We start from the raw sequence: 16,741 nt of genomic DNA, 5'->3' as shown, positions 1-16,741 counted from the left end.
TAAAATTACTTGCCATTATATACTTTTGTTTAGTTTTCTATTCAAATTTTCTATTAACGCTTCTAAGTAATCGACGAAATCATATTTATTGTTATCTTTAGCTAAAGTCAAGTAGTAAGAAGCTTTTTTATAATTTTTCTTCGAATAATGCGTAGCGGCAATTAAATAATACGATTTCGGAATAATCCATTTGAATTTGCTAAAATTAATTTTTGGGATATTCTCGGCATAATAAACAACTTCGTCGTATTTTTTTAAATGGTAAGCTGCTTCAGAAAGATAAAGAAAAGCAAAACCTTTTTTCACGCCGTTCAGTGAATCTGCATAAACACTCAAGGAATCATACACAATTTTATATTTGCCAGCATGTAAATTGTTATTCATTCGTATTAAGAATAAATCTTCATCAGTCACGCCTGTTTCTTTAAAATAAGATGCGAGTTTAATAGCATACGCATCTTCAAAAAGATCAGGATTCCCTTCACTAGTTCGATTGAGGTACACAAAAAATGAATCACTGTTTCCAAGAAACTTAAGACAGAGAGCAGATTTAAGAGAACTTTCGCTCAAATAGTCAGGTTCTCTTGCAGTTTGGTAAAACGAATCAAAATTCTCGAGTGCTTTAGAAAATTCGTTTTTATAAAAATAAATATTTGCTATTCTGAATCGAGCTAGTGCGGAAATTTGTGGGAATTGTTCTTTATTAATTTTGAGTACTTTATTGAATAAACCGAGCGCATAGTCAAGCTTGCGTTTATTAAACTGAATGAGAGCTTGCTGGTACAGGAATAAACTATTGGCGGGATATCTGGATACGAGATTTTTAATATAAATTTCAGCGCTGTCATATTCAGCAATATAATCGACATATATTTTCGAGAGGTGGAAGGCAGCTTCTGTTCTGTCGTATTTACCTTTGTCGTAAGCAAGTTTAATGTATCTCAGTCCCCTTGCTTTATTGGATGACAAACCTGCTATATTTAAAGTCCAACCCAAAAATTCGGGGACAAAGCTCATAGCATAATCGAAAAGGCCGAGTCCAAGATAAGCATCGTAAAATTTAGGATTAATTTCTAAGGTAGTATTGAAAAGTTTAACAGCTTTTTTACTATACCACAAGGCATCGACAGCCGAATTATTAATTGCATAAGACATGGCTCTTAGTGATGCCAAATTTCCTGCCATATAAGTATAAAAAGCATTCTTCGGATTTTTAGATAAAATGAAGTCTAATTTTTTTTCGGCCAATTCGGCAAATTTAAGGAATACATAGTATTGTCCAATGTCGTGACTAGCCAGAAAAGACCAGAAATAAAGTTGTGAAATCCTGAAATATCCGTCTGGTAAATCGGGATCAATGCCAATTACTTTATTATAAATTTCTTCGGCTGCTTTGAATTCGAGATTGTAAGCTTTATTCAGTCCCTGATTTAACAGCAGTTCTCTTTTACTATAAGAATATGTGTTTGATAAAAGAATGAATGAAAGGCAAATGAAAAATAATTTTTTGCTCACTTTCGCTCCCTGGAATAATTATATGCCGCTTTAACAAATTCCCTGAATAAAGGATGTGCCTTTGTAGCTCTCGATTTTAATTCCGGATGGAATTGGCAACCAACAAACCAGGGATGATCTTCAATTTCAATCATTTCAACTAATTTTTCATCGGGCGACAAGCCGCTGAAAATCATACCATGCTTTTCGAGGATATCTCGAAATTTATTATTAACCTCATAACGATGACGATGGCGTTCTGAAATTTTTTGCTTTTTATAAGCTTCGTACGCTTTAGTCTTCTTTTTGATTATACAGGGATAAGCACCCAGACGCATCGTTGCTCCCTTCATTTTCACTTTTGCCTGGTCGGGCATAATGTGAATTACATTGTAGGGATTTTTGCTCCGAAATTCCTGACTGTTAGCTGATTTAATGCCACACACATTGCGGGCAAATTCGATAACAGCACATTGGAGCCCCAGACAAATACCGAAGAAAGGTATTTTATTTTCTCGTGCGTACTGAATTGCTTTAATTTTACCTTCAATCCCACGTTCGCCAAATCCTCCTGGAATCAATAGTCCGTCAAAATCTTTTAATAAAGGCTCTGCTCCTTTTAGTTCAATTTCCTCAGAAGAAATAAATTCGGATTCAACTTTCAAATTATTTTCTGCACCAGCATGCACGAAGGCTTCGGATATACTTTTATATGCGTCCTTATTTTCAATATACTTACCACAGACAGCAATTCTAACTTTTTCTTCGGCATGCAAAACTTTATCAACAAATTCTTTCCAGCCATCGAGTTTAATAGTAATGTCCGGTAGTTTAAGCCTGTCTAATACAATTCTGTCTAATTCTTGTTCGTATAAGACTAAAGGGACCTCGTAAATTGTCGAGCAATCATAAGCTGAAATTACAGCTTCGGTTTTAACGTTTGTAAAGAGAGCAATTTTTTCACGGATTTCATGAGAGAGTTTTTCTTCAGACCTGCAAACTAGAATATTGGGTTGTATACCGAGTTCAAGTAAATTTTTTACACTGTGTTGAGTCGGTTTGGTTTTCATTTCGCCAGCTGAAGAAATATACGGCACAAGTGTAACGTGAACACTAATGGCATTCTTTCTCCCGTTTTCGAGCATAATCTGACGCATTGCTTCAATAAAAGGAAGACTTTCGATATCGCCGACAGTTCCACCAATCTCTGTAATAACAATATCGTATTTGCCAGTTTCACCCAGCAATCTCATCCTTCTTTTAATCTCATCAGTAATATGTGGAATGACCTGAACTGTAGCGCCGAGGTAATCTCCCCTGCGCTCCTTTGTAATTACTTCATTATAAACCTGTCCGGTAGTCGTATTATTTGCTCTGGACATATCAACGTCGAGGAATCGCTCGTAGTGTCCCAGGTCAAGGTCCGTCTCAGCTCCGTCATCAGTTACATAAACTTCGCCGTGTTGAAACGGATTCATTGTCCCTGGATCGACATTTATATAGGGATCAAATTTTTGAATTGTTACACTGTACCCTCTCAATTTAAGGAGGAGTCCGAGCGATGAGGCCGTAATTCCCTTTCCTAACGATGAAACTACCCCGCCGGTCACAAATATATACTTTACCTTCTTCTTATGTGCCATTTTTTTTAATTTTTCTATAAAATTTTTTGAAATGAAAAATAAAAAAAATTGTCTATATCTGTTGGAAATTTTTTATAAAAAAAGTGCAAAAAGACTACTCATCAGGAATTTTAATGCGATAGACCTTACCATTATGCGCGGGCAAATAACTATCCCGTAACCAGGGATTCAATAATTTGAGTTTTTTATATGTAGTGCCGTGATGTTCGGCAAATTCAGTGAGGTTCTTTATACCATACCTTACATTAACAATTTTGTATTTATACGGTTTATACAGATCTTTTTCCTCAAGAAAATATCCATATTTTTCTGGATGAGTCATAATTTCTTTTAAAGCCACAATACGAGCTACATAACGAAAAGTTTCCTGATTCAGGTAAAGTTCGTAGTAGTTACTGCTTTTTTGCCTTTTAATCTGGCGATCAATACCGTTAATACCATAATTATAAGAGGCGGCTGCCATCGTCCAGTTTTTATATTTTGCGTAAGAATCTTTGAGATATTTACATGCAGCTTCGGTAGCTTTTTCGACATCGTATCTTTCATCAACAGTATTAGAAATTTCCAATCCATATTTTTTTGCAGCTGGTGGAGTAATCTGCCAGAATCCCGCCGCGCCTGCGGATGAAACCATATTCGTTAAATTACTTTCAATTACAGCTACATATTTGAAATCATCAGGGACACCGTACTTTTTAAGAATCGGTTCTATTACAGGAAACCACCTGTTTGCTCTTTTAATATTTAGCAGGGTTGAAGAATTCCAGTAAATATTAACCAATATCTCACGCTCGACCCGTTCATAGACATCTGCGACTTGCATTGGAACGGATTCCCCGCAAAAATCGAGTTGAAGTGGAATTTCGGGAATAAAGATCCTGTAATCAGGATTTTTAAATTCTACGAATATTTTCAGATTTTCTTCTTTGCGTTTAATGAAAATTAAAGCCAAAGCCAGCGTTATTACCGCTACCGACATTAAAATTACTGGTAGGTAAAATAAATTTTCTCTTTTCATATATATAAAAAAGGGCTGTCCGTATAGTAAAAGCTCACTTAATTATTCGTTAAAAATCGTGTAATAAGTGTCTTTATCTCTCAAAGAGACAATTCTTAGACAGCCCCAGAATTCATTAAGATTTTTTTCCGAATGCAATTTCTTCCAGCATATCTGTTGTAACCGATTTGGGACGTTCAATCGGATAGCCGAGTCCACGTGCCCAGATTATATTGGAGCAAACTCCAAGAGCTCTTCCAATTCCAAAGAGAACCGTATAGAATTCGTATTCCCTTACTCCATAATGCCATTGAATAACACCCGACTGTGCGTCGACGTTTGGCCATGGATTTTTGGCTTTCCCCTGTTCCAATAAAATTGGGGGAACAACTTTGAATAAAAGGTCGACGTATTTAAATATCGGGTCATCGGGTAGATGTTTCAAACAAAATTCTCTTTGTGCCATATATCGTGGGTCAGTTTTTCTCAATACAGCGTGTCCGAATCCAGGTATTACTTTTCCTGATTGAAGTGTATCCCAGACGAACTTTTTCATTTCTTCTTCTGTCGGAATTTTGCCACCCATAGACTCCATTACGCCATGGAGCCATCTAAGTACTTCCTCATTAGCAAGTCCATGCAAAGGTCCGGCAAGACCGTTCAACATAGCACTAATTGAATAATAAATATCGGACAATGCGCTGGCGACAAGATGTCCTGTATGAGCGCTAACATTACCGCTTTCATGATCGCTGTGAAGTATAAAATAAAGGCGAGCTACGTCATCGTACGGTTTGTCGATGCCCATCATATGAGCAAAATTGCCTCCCATATCAAGATCTGGGTCGCTCGGGATTATATCGCCATTTTTATATTTCCATCTGTAAATATGAGCTGCAATTTCAGGAATTTTGGCAAGAAGATTCATAGCATCTTCATAGTATGCAGACCAATAATCGGACTTATGAATTCCCTTCCTATATTCCTTATCGAATACAGAATCGAGATGCATCGACATGATGGCTGTAGCAAACATTGTCATCGGATGAGAATCCTTGGGCATTGCATGGAGAATATCGAATACATATTGTGGCACTTTTTTCCGGGCATTAAATTCATTGTGCACTTCTTCAACTTCCTGCATTGTAGGAATATCGCCCGTCAATAAAAGATAAACAAATCCTTCGACATAAGGCATTTCAGCACCAGGGACTTTAGGAAGTTTTTCGAGGACTTCTGGAATAGTGAACCCTCTAAAACGAATTCCTTCGAAAGGATCGAGATACGAAATATCGGTAACCAGACATTTAATTCCTCTCATACCTCCAATGACTTGATTGATTTTTACCTCGTCTACCTTTACATCACCATACTCTTTTAGTAGACGTTCAGTTCGCGGTCTGTGCTGTAGAATCTTTTCTTCGAGTTTTTTCTTTAGTGACGACATAATCCCTCCGTAATTTATTTGAGTGTTTTATTCACAAACGGTCGTTTACTCGATATAAATTTTCAATATTGCGAGATATTATTTCTGCACTCAGAACAGCACTTTCAATCGTTGCTGGGAGCTCTGGTATAGTCCAATCGCCTCCTATAAACAAATTTTTTATATCCGAACCAAAAACGCTATTCTTTTTCAACCTATTATTATCTGGAACAAATGTTGCTCTTTTATCTTTCATGACCTTTACATTTTGCACTAATTTTCTGTTAAATATAGGAAAAAATAATTCTAAATTCGAGTATAATTCGGATAATAAATCCGCATTATTTCTTTTTATTAATTTTTCTGCAGAGCTGCTGGTAATCGATATATATTTGCCGTGATTGAAAAGCCAGTGGAAATCTGTCCCAAGCAAAGCATAGTATGGTTCAGTAAAAGGATTTTCTTTTAAGACAAGGTGAACGTTTAAGATAGGAGAATATTCAAATGCTGGAATATTTTTTAATTGATGCCCTCTAAATTTTATTTTATGGAGGGCATGCGCCGGTACTGCAAAAACTACTGAATCAAAATTATCATAAATTTTTCGAGTTGTAATAATCTTTTTAATTACTCCTTCTTCAATATCGCATTCAAGTACACGTTCGGACATGTAAATTGTGCCGCCATTTGATAAAATAAAGTTTTTTGATTTATCGATATACATCGTCCTTAAATTTTTGCGGGGGAGGATAAATTTGTATCCATCCGTTCCAGAAAAGAATATCCTCCTCAGTACATTTTTAAAAATCAAAGCTGAGGACTTTTTTATGTCTGAATTTAATGCACCCACGCACAATACCTGCCAGAAATATTCAATTGCCTCTTCAGTCTGACGATTTGCTTTTAACCATTGGTAAACACTCTCACTCTGTTCTGAATTACTTTTATCAAATTTAACTTTTAATAGAAGAGTAAAAATTTTTAAGCGACTTTTCCAATTAACTGTGGAAAAATTCAAAATTGCGTCTATTAAATTCAGCGGGTAAAAATCGTCTACGGCTCTTAGAAATGATATTTTGTTATTCGGCCCGATGAAAGGCACTTTTAGTGGTAGTAATTTAATTTCTGACTGGGCGCCAATAATTTTCAGGAAACGAATTGTTGAGCGATAACATCCCATTAATAAATGTTGGCCATTGTCGAATTCGACGTTTGAATCAGGATCGTAAATTGAATAAGCTCGGCCACCCAGTTTGGGAGAAGCTTCGAGTAAGGTAACATTGAAACCTTTTTCAGAAAGAAAAACAGAAGCGGCTAAACCGGTAAGTCCTCCGCCTATTACAATAATTTTCATAATCAATAAACGAGATTATACTTTATCCACGTTCCTAAAGAGAGGGCAATTTTTTCACCGGAAGAAACTCTAATATAATTATTCAGGACATCATAGTTAGCTTTTTGAATTTTTCTTAATAACTTTTCATAAATATGTTGCATTGCTCGGGCTGGAAACATCATGGGTTTATCTTCAAAATCCAGAGAATTATTTGCTTTTTGAAAATAATATTCCGCGCGTTGGCTTTCATATTTCATTAACTGAACAAATTTATCGTTATACTTTTTTCTTCTCAGATCTTCAATTGAGTAATCAAATTTATCAAGGTCATATCTGGGTATATAAATCCTATTGTTTTCAACGTCCTTACCAACATCACGTATAATATTGGTTAACTGTAATGCAATACCGAGGTTAATGGCATAATCTTTAGCGGAATGATTTTTATATCCAAATATTTCGATACACATTAGTCCTACAGTCGAGGCTACTCTGTAACAATACTGTAGAAGGTCATCAAAACTGAGATAACTTTTCTTTTGTAAATCCATTTCCATCCCTTCAATTAACTCAAAAAAGGGATCGATTGGGATATTGAATCTTCTTATAATCAGATTTAATTTATTGAGAAGAGGATAGTTCGAACAGCCGCGCAACCCTTTCTCAAATTCCAGGCGCCACATTCTTAGTTTTTCGTATTTAATATCATCAGGTTCAGTTGTTTCGTCAACTATATCGTCCGTTGTTCTGCAAAATGCATAGACTGCATTCATGGCATCACGTTTTTCTGATTCAAGCAGAGAGAATGCATAGTAAAAACTACTTCTGCTCTTTTGTGCTATTTGTTTGGCTTCGTCTTTCATTTGAATAATGCTCTAATAAACAACAGTATAAAATCGTAAACTTTCAATGTGGGTCTTTTTTCAATTGTATCATAATTATTTTTTTCAATATAATCTAAAACTTTATTCCCGCCAAGGAGCGTAAGTTTCAACTGACATATTAAACCTCTTGTGGCATTAGGGTGATTTCTCAGCGCCGGAATTAGATTTTTGCCATTTTCATAAAATTTTCTATTCCTCTCCACTTGTATTTTCATCAATTCCTTGAATCTAACTTTTTCTTCGTCATTAAAGAAAAGTAATTTATCCTGATCAAGTTGAAATTCTTTCATTTCATCGAGCGGAATATATAGCCTATCCTTCATGAAATCAATTGAAATATCCTGATAAAAGTTGGTCAATTGTAATCCCGTGCAAATTGAATCGGAATAGTTGAATATTTTATCATCACGAATATTAAACAATTCGAGAACAATTCTTCCGACTGGATTGGCAGAGTCTGAGCAATATTTCAGAATATCTTCAAAAGAATTAAATCGATTTACAGTTATGTCCAGTTCGAAAGCGGTTAACAAATTAAAAAAATTTCCTTCTGAAAGGTTAAAGCTTTTGATCGTGTTATCGAGAGCTGCCCAGAAGTTATCGTTATAATTACCTTCAAGGGCATTTGAAAATTTCAGACGGTAAAATCTTAGATTCTCGAGTCTTTCAGCAATTTCAGTATCGCCTTCGTCTGCAATATCATCAGCCATACGTGCAAATTTATAGACTATCGCAATATGTTTACGCAGGCGCTGAGGTAAAAGAATCGAGGCTACTGGAAAATTTTCATAGTGCTTTCGGGTAAATTCGAGCGCCTTTAAATACTCGCTATCAATTATTTTATTAATCACACAGCAACAAAATTATGGTGAGACAAGATAGCTAATTTCGGAGGAATAATAAATAAAATTGATTATAAACTCAGGAACTGGTGCCCGGAACAGGACTCGAACCTGCACTGGCGTAAGCCAACTAGCTCCTGAAGCTAGCGTGTCTACCAATTCCACCATCCGGGCAAAAATTACGGAACCAAATGTAAAAAATTTATCGAAAAATAGAAACGGTATCTTTTGATTCCAAAGTATCTTTAGTAGCATGTTTTTTTGGAATTTTTACGTAGTTGTCGCGCATGGAATCGTATGTACCCGGAATATCTCGAACGTTCGATATATCTGTATAGACACCATTCCTGCAATCTCTTGAGTAAAGTCTCGGATTGCCAAGTTCAAATATCGATTCCCTGCAATAATTTACAGTAACGATATTACCGTTTTCAGGCATTTGAAAATCCTCAAGGGGCAGATCGAGTTGTTGATAAACATCATGCATAAAAATTGCCCAAATCGGGAGAGCAGCTCTTGCACCCTGTCCGTAATCACCTGTAAAAGAAACCTGTTGATCGTCAAAACCGACCCAGACACCCGCTGCCAGTTGTGGTGTAAAACCGATAAACCAGGCATCTGCATAATCTTGTGTAGTGCCGGTTTTTCCTGCAGCCGGCCGTTGAAAATTAAAACGATATCTAATTGCAACTCCGGTGCCTTTGTCAACGGCGGTTCTCATCATGTCCGTCACTAAATATGCAGTCTCTTCGGGAATTGCCTCCCGTGTTTCGGAGGTGAACTTATCGATAAGAATACCGTCTTTGTCTTCTATTCTGAGAATAGATATTGGTTCATTGTAGATACCACGGTTGGCTAAAGTTGCAAAAGCCGTTGTTATTTCCAGAGGAGAAACAAGCGAAGTTCCAAGTGCTATCGATGGGAATAAATCGAGCTTACTTTTAATACCCATCTTTTCTGCAAAAAGACCGATTTTCCAGAGCGGCGCATAATCTTCAATTATTAATCGGGCAGCGACTATGTTAATAGATTGCGCCAGTCCTGTTCTTAAAGTTGTAAATCCTCCAGTTGATAAATCGAAATTACGAGGACTCCATCCATTGTAATTAAAAGGTTGATTCAATATCGGATATGCTGGATAAAGACCATTGTCGATGGCAACAGAATAAATAATCGGTTTAAAGGCAGAACCGGGTTGTCTTTTAATTTGAGTTACGTGATTTAAGCCGTAAAGAAATCTCTGATTGCGTCCTCCAACCATAGCTTTTATTTCACCGGTTTTAACATCAAGAACTACGAAACCAACTTCAATGCGTGTCGCTGCTTGTTTAACTGAATCGATAAACTTTCGATTGTATTTTAAACTGTTATAAATTTTTTTTCTTTCTTCTGCATTTTGAGCCGTTATATATTCAATTCTATTTTTGATTGCCTTCTCTATCAGTTCATTCTGATCACCTTTATAGGCGCTCCAATTCCAGCTTCTGTCAAACTGTTTTTGAAAATCATTCAGGTGTAATTCTACAGCTTTATTTGCTATCTCCTGCATTCTGCTATCAAGTGTAGTATAGATATTCAAACCGTCCCTGTATAAATCATATCCGTATTTTGCGGCAATCTTTTCCATCTGTCTTCTAATATGTTCCAGGAAGTGAGGAGCAATTGTACTTCTGATACCATTTTTTATTTTTTCGTATGACAATCTTATTGGCTTCAGTTTAAATTTATCGTAGTCTTCTTTGCTCAGGTAGCCCATTTCTACCATTTTTTCCATAACCAGGTTACGGCGTTGCAAAGCACGTTCGTAACGACTATAAGGATCGTAATAGACCCACGATTTCAGAATAGCCACAAGCATTGCAGCCTCAGGTACGGTAAGCTCCTGAACGCTTTTGTCAAAATAAATTTTCGAGGCCATACCAATGCCGTATGCTCCGTGACCAAACCATTGAACATTTAAATACATTTCAAGTATTTCGTCTTTAGTATAATTCTTTTCGATCTGAACGGCTGTAATCCACTCTCTAATTTTTCTTATGCCAGTATCAAAAAGAGTTTCGTTTTCAATCTTGAGGTCATACAGATTTTTTGCTAACTGTTGAGTGAGTGTGCTGGCACCTTCTCTCCTACCCAGTAGAACATTTTTAATCATTGCTTTTATAAACCTTTCGAGGTCAACTCCCCAATGGTCATAAAATTTCCTGTCTTCTGTTGCAATCAGAGCGTGGATTACATGAGGAGGAATGTCTTTTATACTTACTTCAATTCTATTTTCTTTAAAGAATTGTCCAATTAAAACACCATCGCTGCTATAAACATTACTTGCAAGCTCTGGTCTTGGATTTTCCAGCTCCTCAAGTGAGGGAAGACCTTCAATTATGTATTGAATAAAAAGTATTGAAGAAGCAAGCAGAATAAATCCTGATAAAATCAATAAATATCTTAGTGTCTTTCTTTTTTTCTTAATAGTTTTAGCCATATCTTACCAATCGATTATTTGAAATGTATCGGTGAATTTGCCGTAACAAGGTTTATCGAGCCATGAACCGAGATTGATATATTTTCCTTTTTTATATTCGAGCTCGGATCGAATGTGGGTGTGCCCGAATAGCACGTAATCATAACCTTCGTCAATTTTTTGTTTCGCAGTATCGATAAGACCATCGTTCTTGCCATAATCCTTTCTCGAAGTATATGTTCTGCTCGTTTTGCTTGTTCTGCTGGCAATTTTGATCCCGAGGTCAGGATGAATGGCGGAATAGAGTCGCTGTAAAAATTTATTTCTTAAAATCCACTTAAGAACTCTGTAACCCGAATCATTCGGTAACAATCCATCTCCATGTCCGATGTAAAATTTTTTATTATTCAATATAAAAGCCGCTGGTTCTTCGTATAAAATTGCTCCGATTTCCTCACGAAAAAAGTTACGATGGAGGAAATCGTGGTTCCCGATAAAATAATGAATCTTTTTACCTGACTCGGAAAATTCAATCAAGGCGGCAAGAGTTTTATAATATCCTTTCTGAATTACACGCTTGTATTCAAACCAATAATCGAACAGGTCACCGAGAATAAAAAGTTCGTCACAGTTTTCAACTGCATAATTTATAAGCTTTACTAATTTTTCTTCCTTTTCTCTCTCTTTCTCTTTTAAGCCGAGTCCGAGATGAACATCCGATATAAAAAAATAGGTGGAATCAATCATTTTTCTTTTCTACCGTAAACTTAGCAAGTAATTTTGATTCTGGATCTAAAATAATTTCAACAGGTTCGAAATTAGTGACCAGTTCAAAATACTTAAATCTATTGTCAATATAGAGTTTTTCGAGTTTAATGTCCGATTCTTTTTTCCCGACCAGTTTTAATTGCAGCGGGAAGATATAGTTTTTGTAACCACTTTGTAACTGTTCGATAAAAATTTTGTTCCTGTATTTATCCTCAAATTTATGACTTTCCCATCTAATTTCAGCTTCTATAATGCCCCTGCCTTCGTAAACCCATTGTTTAAAAAAATAATCGAGATTCATACCAGTAGTATTTTCGCAAATGTTCTGAAAATCTCTTGTTGAAGCGTTTTTATATTTATATTTATTCAAGTAATTCCTGAGAGAAGCAAAAAATAGGCTATCGCCAATTTCATTTCTAAGCATATGAAGTACCCAGGCGCCTTTATCGTAGATAGTTCTACTGAATAATCTAAAACCGGGATTATAGAGAGGTGTATCGTTGAAATTAGATATCTTTGAATTCATTGTAGAAATCAGAGCAGACTTTCCCGCCTTAGCTTCCCAGTAAAGAGCTTCGGAATAAGTTGCAAAGCCTTCATTAAGCCAGATATCCCTCCAGGTGGAAGGACTAACAGCATTTCCCCACCAGTGATGAGCCAGTTCGTGAATCAGCATATCCTGAAAGAATTTTCTGCCGGTTATAAAATTGGAACCGATACCAGTAAGAGTTTGGTGCTCCATTGCACCGTATTTCCATAAGAATTCCGCAACAGCATACTTTTCTTTTGTAAACGGATAAACGCCGAACAATTTTTCAAAAATTTTCAGGTAGTCAGGGTGGTCTTCGAAATCTTTCAAAGCTTTTTCAAAATTATTCTTGAGTGAATAGTATTGAAGGCTGAGTGTATCACCACCAGTAGAAATATAATTAGTAAAATACGATTGATAATCCCCTGAATAAATAGCGATCAAATAAGTTGAAATAGGATAATAAGTTTTCCAGTGATAAATTTTTTTATCGGCATTTTTATTTACTTCGATCAACTTACCGTTGGAAAGCGAAACATAATTCGAATCGTTCTCAATATAGATATCAACCAGCGCTTTGTCGTTTGGGCGATCGTTACACGTAAACCATGTGGATGCGAATGTCGGCTCGTTCATTGTATAAACGAAATAAGAATTTTCTAAATGCTCGAAATTGAACGACCCGAAACCTTTTTGAAGAGGTGTCCCTTTGTAATAAACTTCGAGTTTTGATGTGTCCGGTAATGTACTGTTTAATTCGATAATGATTTCGTTATTATTCCTTTCAAATTCTACTTTCTTACCGTTGAGTTTGACAAGATTAATATGCATGTTTTCATAGAAATCAAATTTTAATTCTTTGTTTTCTTTTGATTTTAAAAGAAATAAAACCCCGGCTTCGCCAATGATATATTTATCTTTTGGATGTAAACTAATTTTAATGTTATAATGGAGAACGTCGATGTCAGAAACTGGTGCTGCCTCTAAATCGTCATCAGAAAAAGAAAACGATTTGTAACTACGAACTTCTGGAAAAAAGACAAAAGCGCCAATCAGCAGTGTAAGTGCTAATAAGGCAAGGATAATCAACGGAATCAGAAATTTTTTCATTATGCGGAATAAAAAGTTAGTGTTAACACAAAATTAATTATTTCTGACGTTGCCAATCAAATATTAATTGAATATATTTTAATGCAAATAGTCGAGGATGCTATGGCATACACGGGTTCGGAAATATTAAGAAAAACATTAACCATGATTCTTGCAGGCGGTCAGGGAGAAAGATTATTTCCATTGACAAAAGACCGCACAAAGCCTTCCGTTTCTTTCGGAGGTAAATACAGAATCATTGACTTCACATTATCTAATTGCCTGAATTCAGGTTTTAGAAAAATCTACGTATTGACGCAATATAAATCCGATTCGCTTAATCGGCATTTATATGAAGCGTGGAATATTTTTAACCCTGAATTAGGAGAATTTATTTATTCAATTCCACCACAATTTAAAACAAGCAGCGATTGGTATCTCGGAACGGCAAATGCAATTTATCAAAACTTCAATTTGATTGAGGATCATCTTTACGATTGGGTATTGATTCTATCGGGCGACCATATTTACAAAATGGATTATCTAAAAATGATTCAGTATCACATTGAAAAAAAAGCCGATTTAACTTTATCAGCTATAAATATTCCGAAAGATCAAGCGAATAGATTTGGAGTAATTCAAATTTCGGAAGATTACACAGTCCAGTCGTTCATTGAAAAGCCGAAGTCCCCGCCTACAATTCCTGATAACCCAGACCAAAGTTTTGTCAATATGGGTATTTATGTGTTCAACGTAAAAGCATTAAAAGAAGTAATGTACAAAATGGAAGAAGAAAAAGTACCGAGTCTAGATTTCGGCAAACACGTAATTCCATATATGCTGAAGAAAAACTATAATTTGAAGGCTTATCGTTTCGTCGACGAAAATAAAAAACCAGAACCGTACTGGGTAGATGTTGGGACAATAGAAAGTTACTACGCAGCGAGTATGGATTTAATCAGTGTTAATCCCCATTTTAATCTATATGATACACACTGGCCTTTAAGAACTGAGCAAAGACAGTTTCCCCCTGCCAAAACAGTTTCGCACGAAGGCGAGCGAGTCGGACGTGCGATCAATTCGCTTATAACAGATGGAACAATAATCTCCGGAGGTCTCGTCGAAAGATCGATACTCGGTTTTAATGTCAGGGTTAACAGTTACACATACATTACCGATTCGATTATAATGGACAATTGTAACATCGGTAGATATTCGAGGATACGACGGGCAATTATCGATAAAAATGTACACATCCCCGAAGGCACAGAAATCGGCTTTGATCCAGAAGAAGATAAAAAGCGATTCAAAGTATCCGAAACGGGCATCGTTGTTATACCGAAGAACTACAAATTCTGAGTAACAGGGCAGGGAAACTTCCCTTCCTTGCCTTGTTATCCCCTTTAAATTATTTTTATAATATGAAAGAAAACTTACAAAATAAACTAGATAATCTTCCAAATTTACCGGGCATTTACCAATTTCTGGATAAAAACGGTAAAGTTATTTATGTCGGCAAAGCAAAGAATCTACGCAATAGGGTAAGAAGTTACTTTCATAAAAATATAGACTCACCCAAAACTGCAGCACTCGTTTCCAAAATTGAAGATATCGAATTAATTATTACTGATAATGAAATTGAAGCCCTTGTTCTTGAAAATAATCTGATAAAACAACTCAAACCTCGTTACAACGTTAATCTAAAAGACGATAAGTCTTATCCTTACATAAAAATATCGAATGAGCCGTTTCCGCAAGTTTACCCAACACGAAATGTAATTAACGACGGCTCGAAGTATTTTGGTCCTTATACAGATGTCAAAAGCATGAAGAAATCGCTCCGCCTAATTAACAAAATATTTAAGATCCGGAGCTGCAAATACCATATTACTCAAGAAACAATTGAGAAAAAAAAATACAAAGTATGTCTCGATTATCATATTAAAAAATGCGACGGACCATGTGAAGGGTTAATTTCAGAAAACGAATACGCACAGCTGGTAATGCAAGTGATAAAAGTATTGAAAGGCAAAACCGACGATCTAATTAACGAGTTGCAACAGCAAATGCAAAATGCAGTTGAGAAATTGGAATTTGAAAAAGCTGCTGAACTGCGCGACCGAATCGAACAACTGCAGGTATATTCATCCAAACAAAAGGTAGTATCCACAGAAAAAGAAGATAGAGATATTATTTCGGCTGTGTATGAGGGAAGAGATGTTGCCGCTACGGTATTGAATATCAGGTCAGGCAAATTAGTAGGTAAACGCCAATTGACATTGGCTATTTCTGATGCTATTCCGATGACTGGAGAGGCACATGATATCAAAGCACTTTATGCGTCGATTATTAAATTTTATTACAACGATTTTGTGGAAATTCCCAAAGAAATTATTCTTGAAGAAGAACCCGAAGAGAGTGAAACTTTAATAGAATGGTTAAGTAAAAAAGCAGGTTTTAAATGTCGTTTTATTGTGCCGAAGAAAATGAGCGAGGCAAAATCATTATTGATGATGTGCAAACAAAATTCAATTCTTCAACTCAAAGAGATTCAACTGCAGAGAATGAAAAAAGAAGGGAGTGTTCCATTTGTTATTGCTGCTCTGCAGAAAGAATTGGGACTAAGAAATTTACCTCGTAAAATCGAATGCTTTGACAATTCCAATCTTCAAGGTAGTGACCCTGTCGCAAGCATGGTAGTATTTATAGACGGCAAGCCAAAGAAAAGCTTATACAGAAAATTTATTATACGCAGTGTGGTCGGTCCCGATGATTTTGCCAGTATGCGTGAAGTAATCGAGAGGCGATATTCCAAAGCGATTGATGGTAGTGAGCCGATGCCCGATTTGATAATGGTCGATGGCGGCAAAGGGCAATTGTCCAGCGCTATCGAAGTTCTGAAAAAATTAGGAGCTCAAAATTACGATATCATTGGACTGGCAAAAAGGCTCGAAGAAATCTATTTACCAGGCGAAAAAGAGCCCCATATTATTCCAAAAGCTTCGCCTGTTTTGAAATTACTGCAACAGATAAGAGACGAAGCGCATCGATTCGCCATCACTTTCCATCGTGTACGTAGAAGCAAGCGAACAATAACCACTGAATTACTCAATATAAAAGGAATAGGTCAAAAATTAGCAGAAAAGTTACTGAGCGAAATGACTATTGATGAAATAAAACAGGCAGATATAGAAAAACTTTCTGGTATCATCGGGAAAGCAAAAGCTAAAATCATTTACGAGTATTATCATATAGCAGGTGGAGAAAAACAGTAA

At 36.1% G+C, this 16,741-nt stretch carries 12 protein-coding genes and 1 tRNA gene; 2 read left to right on the top strand and 11 right to left on the bottom strand.

Annotated features, from left to right (window positions below; translation table 11 throughout):
- Nucleotides 1–15: 15 nt before the first annotated feature.
- The 11 genes from ACSSV9_RS10620 to ACSSV9_RS10570 form a co-directional block, all read right to left on the bottom strand.
- Complete coding sequence (locus ACSSV9_RS10620) at nucleotides 16–1,515, bottom strand: tetratricopeptide repeat protein (protein ID WP_437347234.1); 1,500 nt, start codon at nucleotides 1,513–1,515, stop codon at nucleotides 16–18.
- Complete coding sequence (gene pyrG / locus ACSSV9_RS10615; protein WP_437347233.1) at nucleotides 1,512–3,137, bottom strand: CTP synthase; 1,626 nt, start codon at nucleotides 3,135–3,137, stop codon at nucleotides 1,512–1,514. The genes ACSSV9_RS10620 and pyrG overlap by 4 nt, the downstream gene beginning before the upstream one ends.
- 94 nt (nucleotides 3,138–3,231) lie before the next feature.
- Entirely contained in the window at nucleotides 3,232–4,116 is an 885-nt protein-coding gene (locus ACSSV9_RS10610; RefSeq protein ID WP_437347232.1) for a lytic transglycosylase domain-containing protein, read from the bottom strand.
- Nucleotides 4,117–4,270: 154 nt separating this feature from the next.
- Entirely contained in the window at nucleotides 4,271–5,581 is a 1,311-nt protein-coding gene (locus ACSSV9_RS10605) for a citrate (Si)-synthase (protein WP_437347231.1), read from the bottom strand.
- Nucleotides 5,582–5,612: 31 nt separating this feature from the next.
- Nucleotides 5,613–6,914 (bottom strand): hydroxysqualene dehydroxylase HpnE, encoded by a 1,302-nt coding sequence (gene hpnE, locus ACSSV9_RS10600; RefSeq protein ID WP_437347230.1) that lies wholly within the window; start codon nucleotides 6,912–6,914, stop codon nucleotides 5,613–5,615.
- A 2-nt stretch (nucleotides 6,915–6,916) separates the two neighbouring features.
- Nucleotides 6,917–7,759, bottom strand: a complete 843-nt coding sequence (gene hpnD / locus ACSSV9_RS10595) for a presqualene diphosphate synthase HpnD (protein ID WP_437347229.1) — start codon at nucleotides 7,757–7,759, stop codon at nucleotides 6,917–6,919.
- Nucleotides 7,756–8,631 carry a squalene synthase HpnC gene (gene hpnC, locus ACSSV9_RS10590; protein WP_437347228.1) on the bottom strand — a complete coding sequence of 292 codons (876 nt, stop codon included), beginning with the start codon at nucleotides 8,629–8,631 and terminating at the stop codon, nucleotides 7,756–7,758. Before hpnC ends, hpnD begins: the two co-directional genes overlap by 4 nt.
- Before the next feature lie 78 nt (nucleotides 8,632–8,709).
- Nucleotides 8,710–8,796, bottom strand: a tRNA-Leu gene (locus tag ACSSV9_RS10585).
- Between the two features lie 28 nt (nucleotides 8,797–8,824).
- Nucleotides 8,825–11,101 carry a penicillin-binding protein 1A gene (locus ACSSV9_RS10580; RefSeq protein WP_437347227.1) on the bottom strand — a complete coding sequence of 759 codons (2,277 nt, stop codon included), beginning with the start codon at nucleotides 11,099–11,101 and terminating at the stop codon, nucleotides 8,825–8,827.
- A 3-nt stretch (nucleotides 11,102–11,104) separates the two neighbouring features.
- On the bottom strand, nucleotides 11,105–11,827 hold the full coding sequence (locus tag ACSSV9_RS10575) for a UDP-2,3-diacylglucosamine diphosphatase (RefSeq protein ID WP_437347226.1): 723 nt from the start codon (nucleotides 11,825–11,827) through the stop codon (nucleotides 11,105–11,107).
- Complete coding sequence (locus tag ACSSV9_RS10570) at nucleotides 11,820–13,487, bottom strand: M1 family metallopeptidase (protein WP_437347225.1); 1,668 nt, start codon at nucleotides 13,485–13,487, stop codon at nucleotides 11,820–11,822. The genes ACSSV9_RS10575 and ACSSV9_RS10570 overlap by 8 nt, the downstream gene beginning before the upstream one ends.
- Before the next feature lie 81 nt (nucleotides 13,488–13,568).
- Between ACSSV9_RS10570 and glgC the strand changes: the two genes are divergently transcribed.
- Nucleotides 13,569–14,825, top strand: a complete 1,257-nt coding sequence (gene glgC, locus ACSSV9_RS10565; RefSeq protein WP_437347224.1) for a glucose-1-phosphate adenylyltransferase — start codon at nucleotides 13,569–13,571, stop codon at nucleotides 14,823–14,825.
- A gap of 62 nt (nucleotides 14,826–14,887) precedes the next feature.
- Complete coding sequence (uvrC, locus tag ACSSV9_RS10560) at nucleotides 14,888–16,741, top strand: excinuclease ABC subunit UvrC (protein WP_437347223.1); 1,854 nt, start codon at nucleotides 14,888–14,890, stop codon at nucleotides 16,739–16,741.

The organism is Melioribacter sulfuriphilus (assembly GCF_051488685.1).
Taxonomy (GTDB): Bacteria; Bacteroidota; Ignavibacteria; order Ignavibacteriales; family Melioribacteraceae; genus Melioribacter.
The sequence above is the reverse complement of the archived record's forward strand: the minus strand, read 5'-3'. Positions and strand labels throughout refer to the sequence as shown.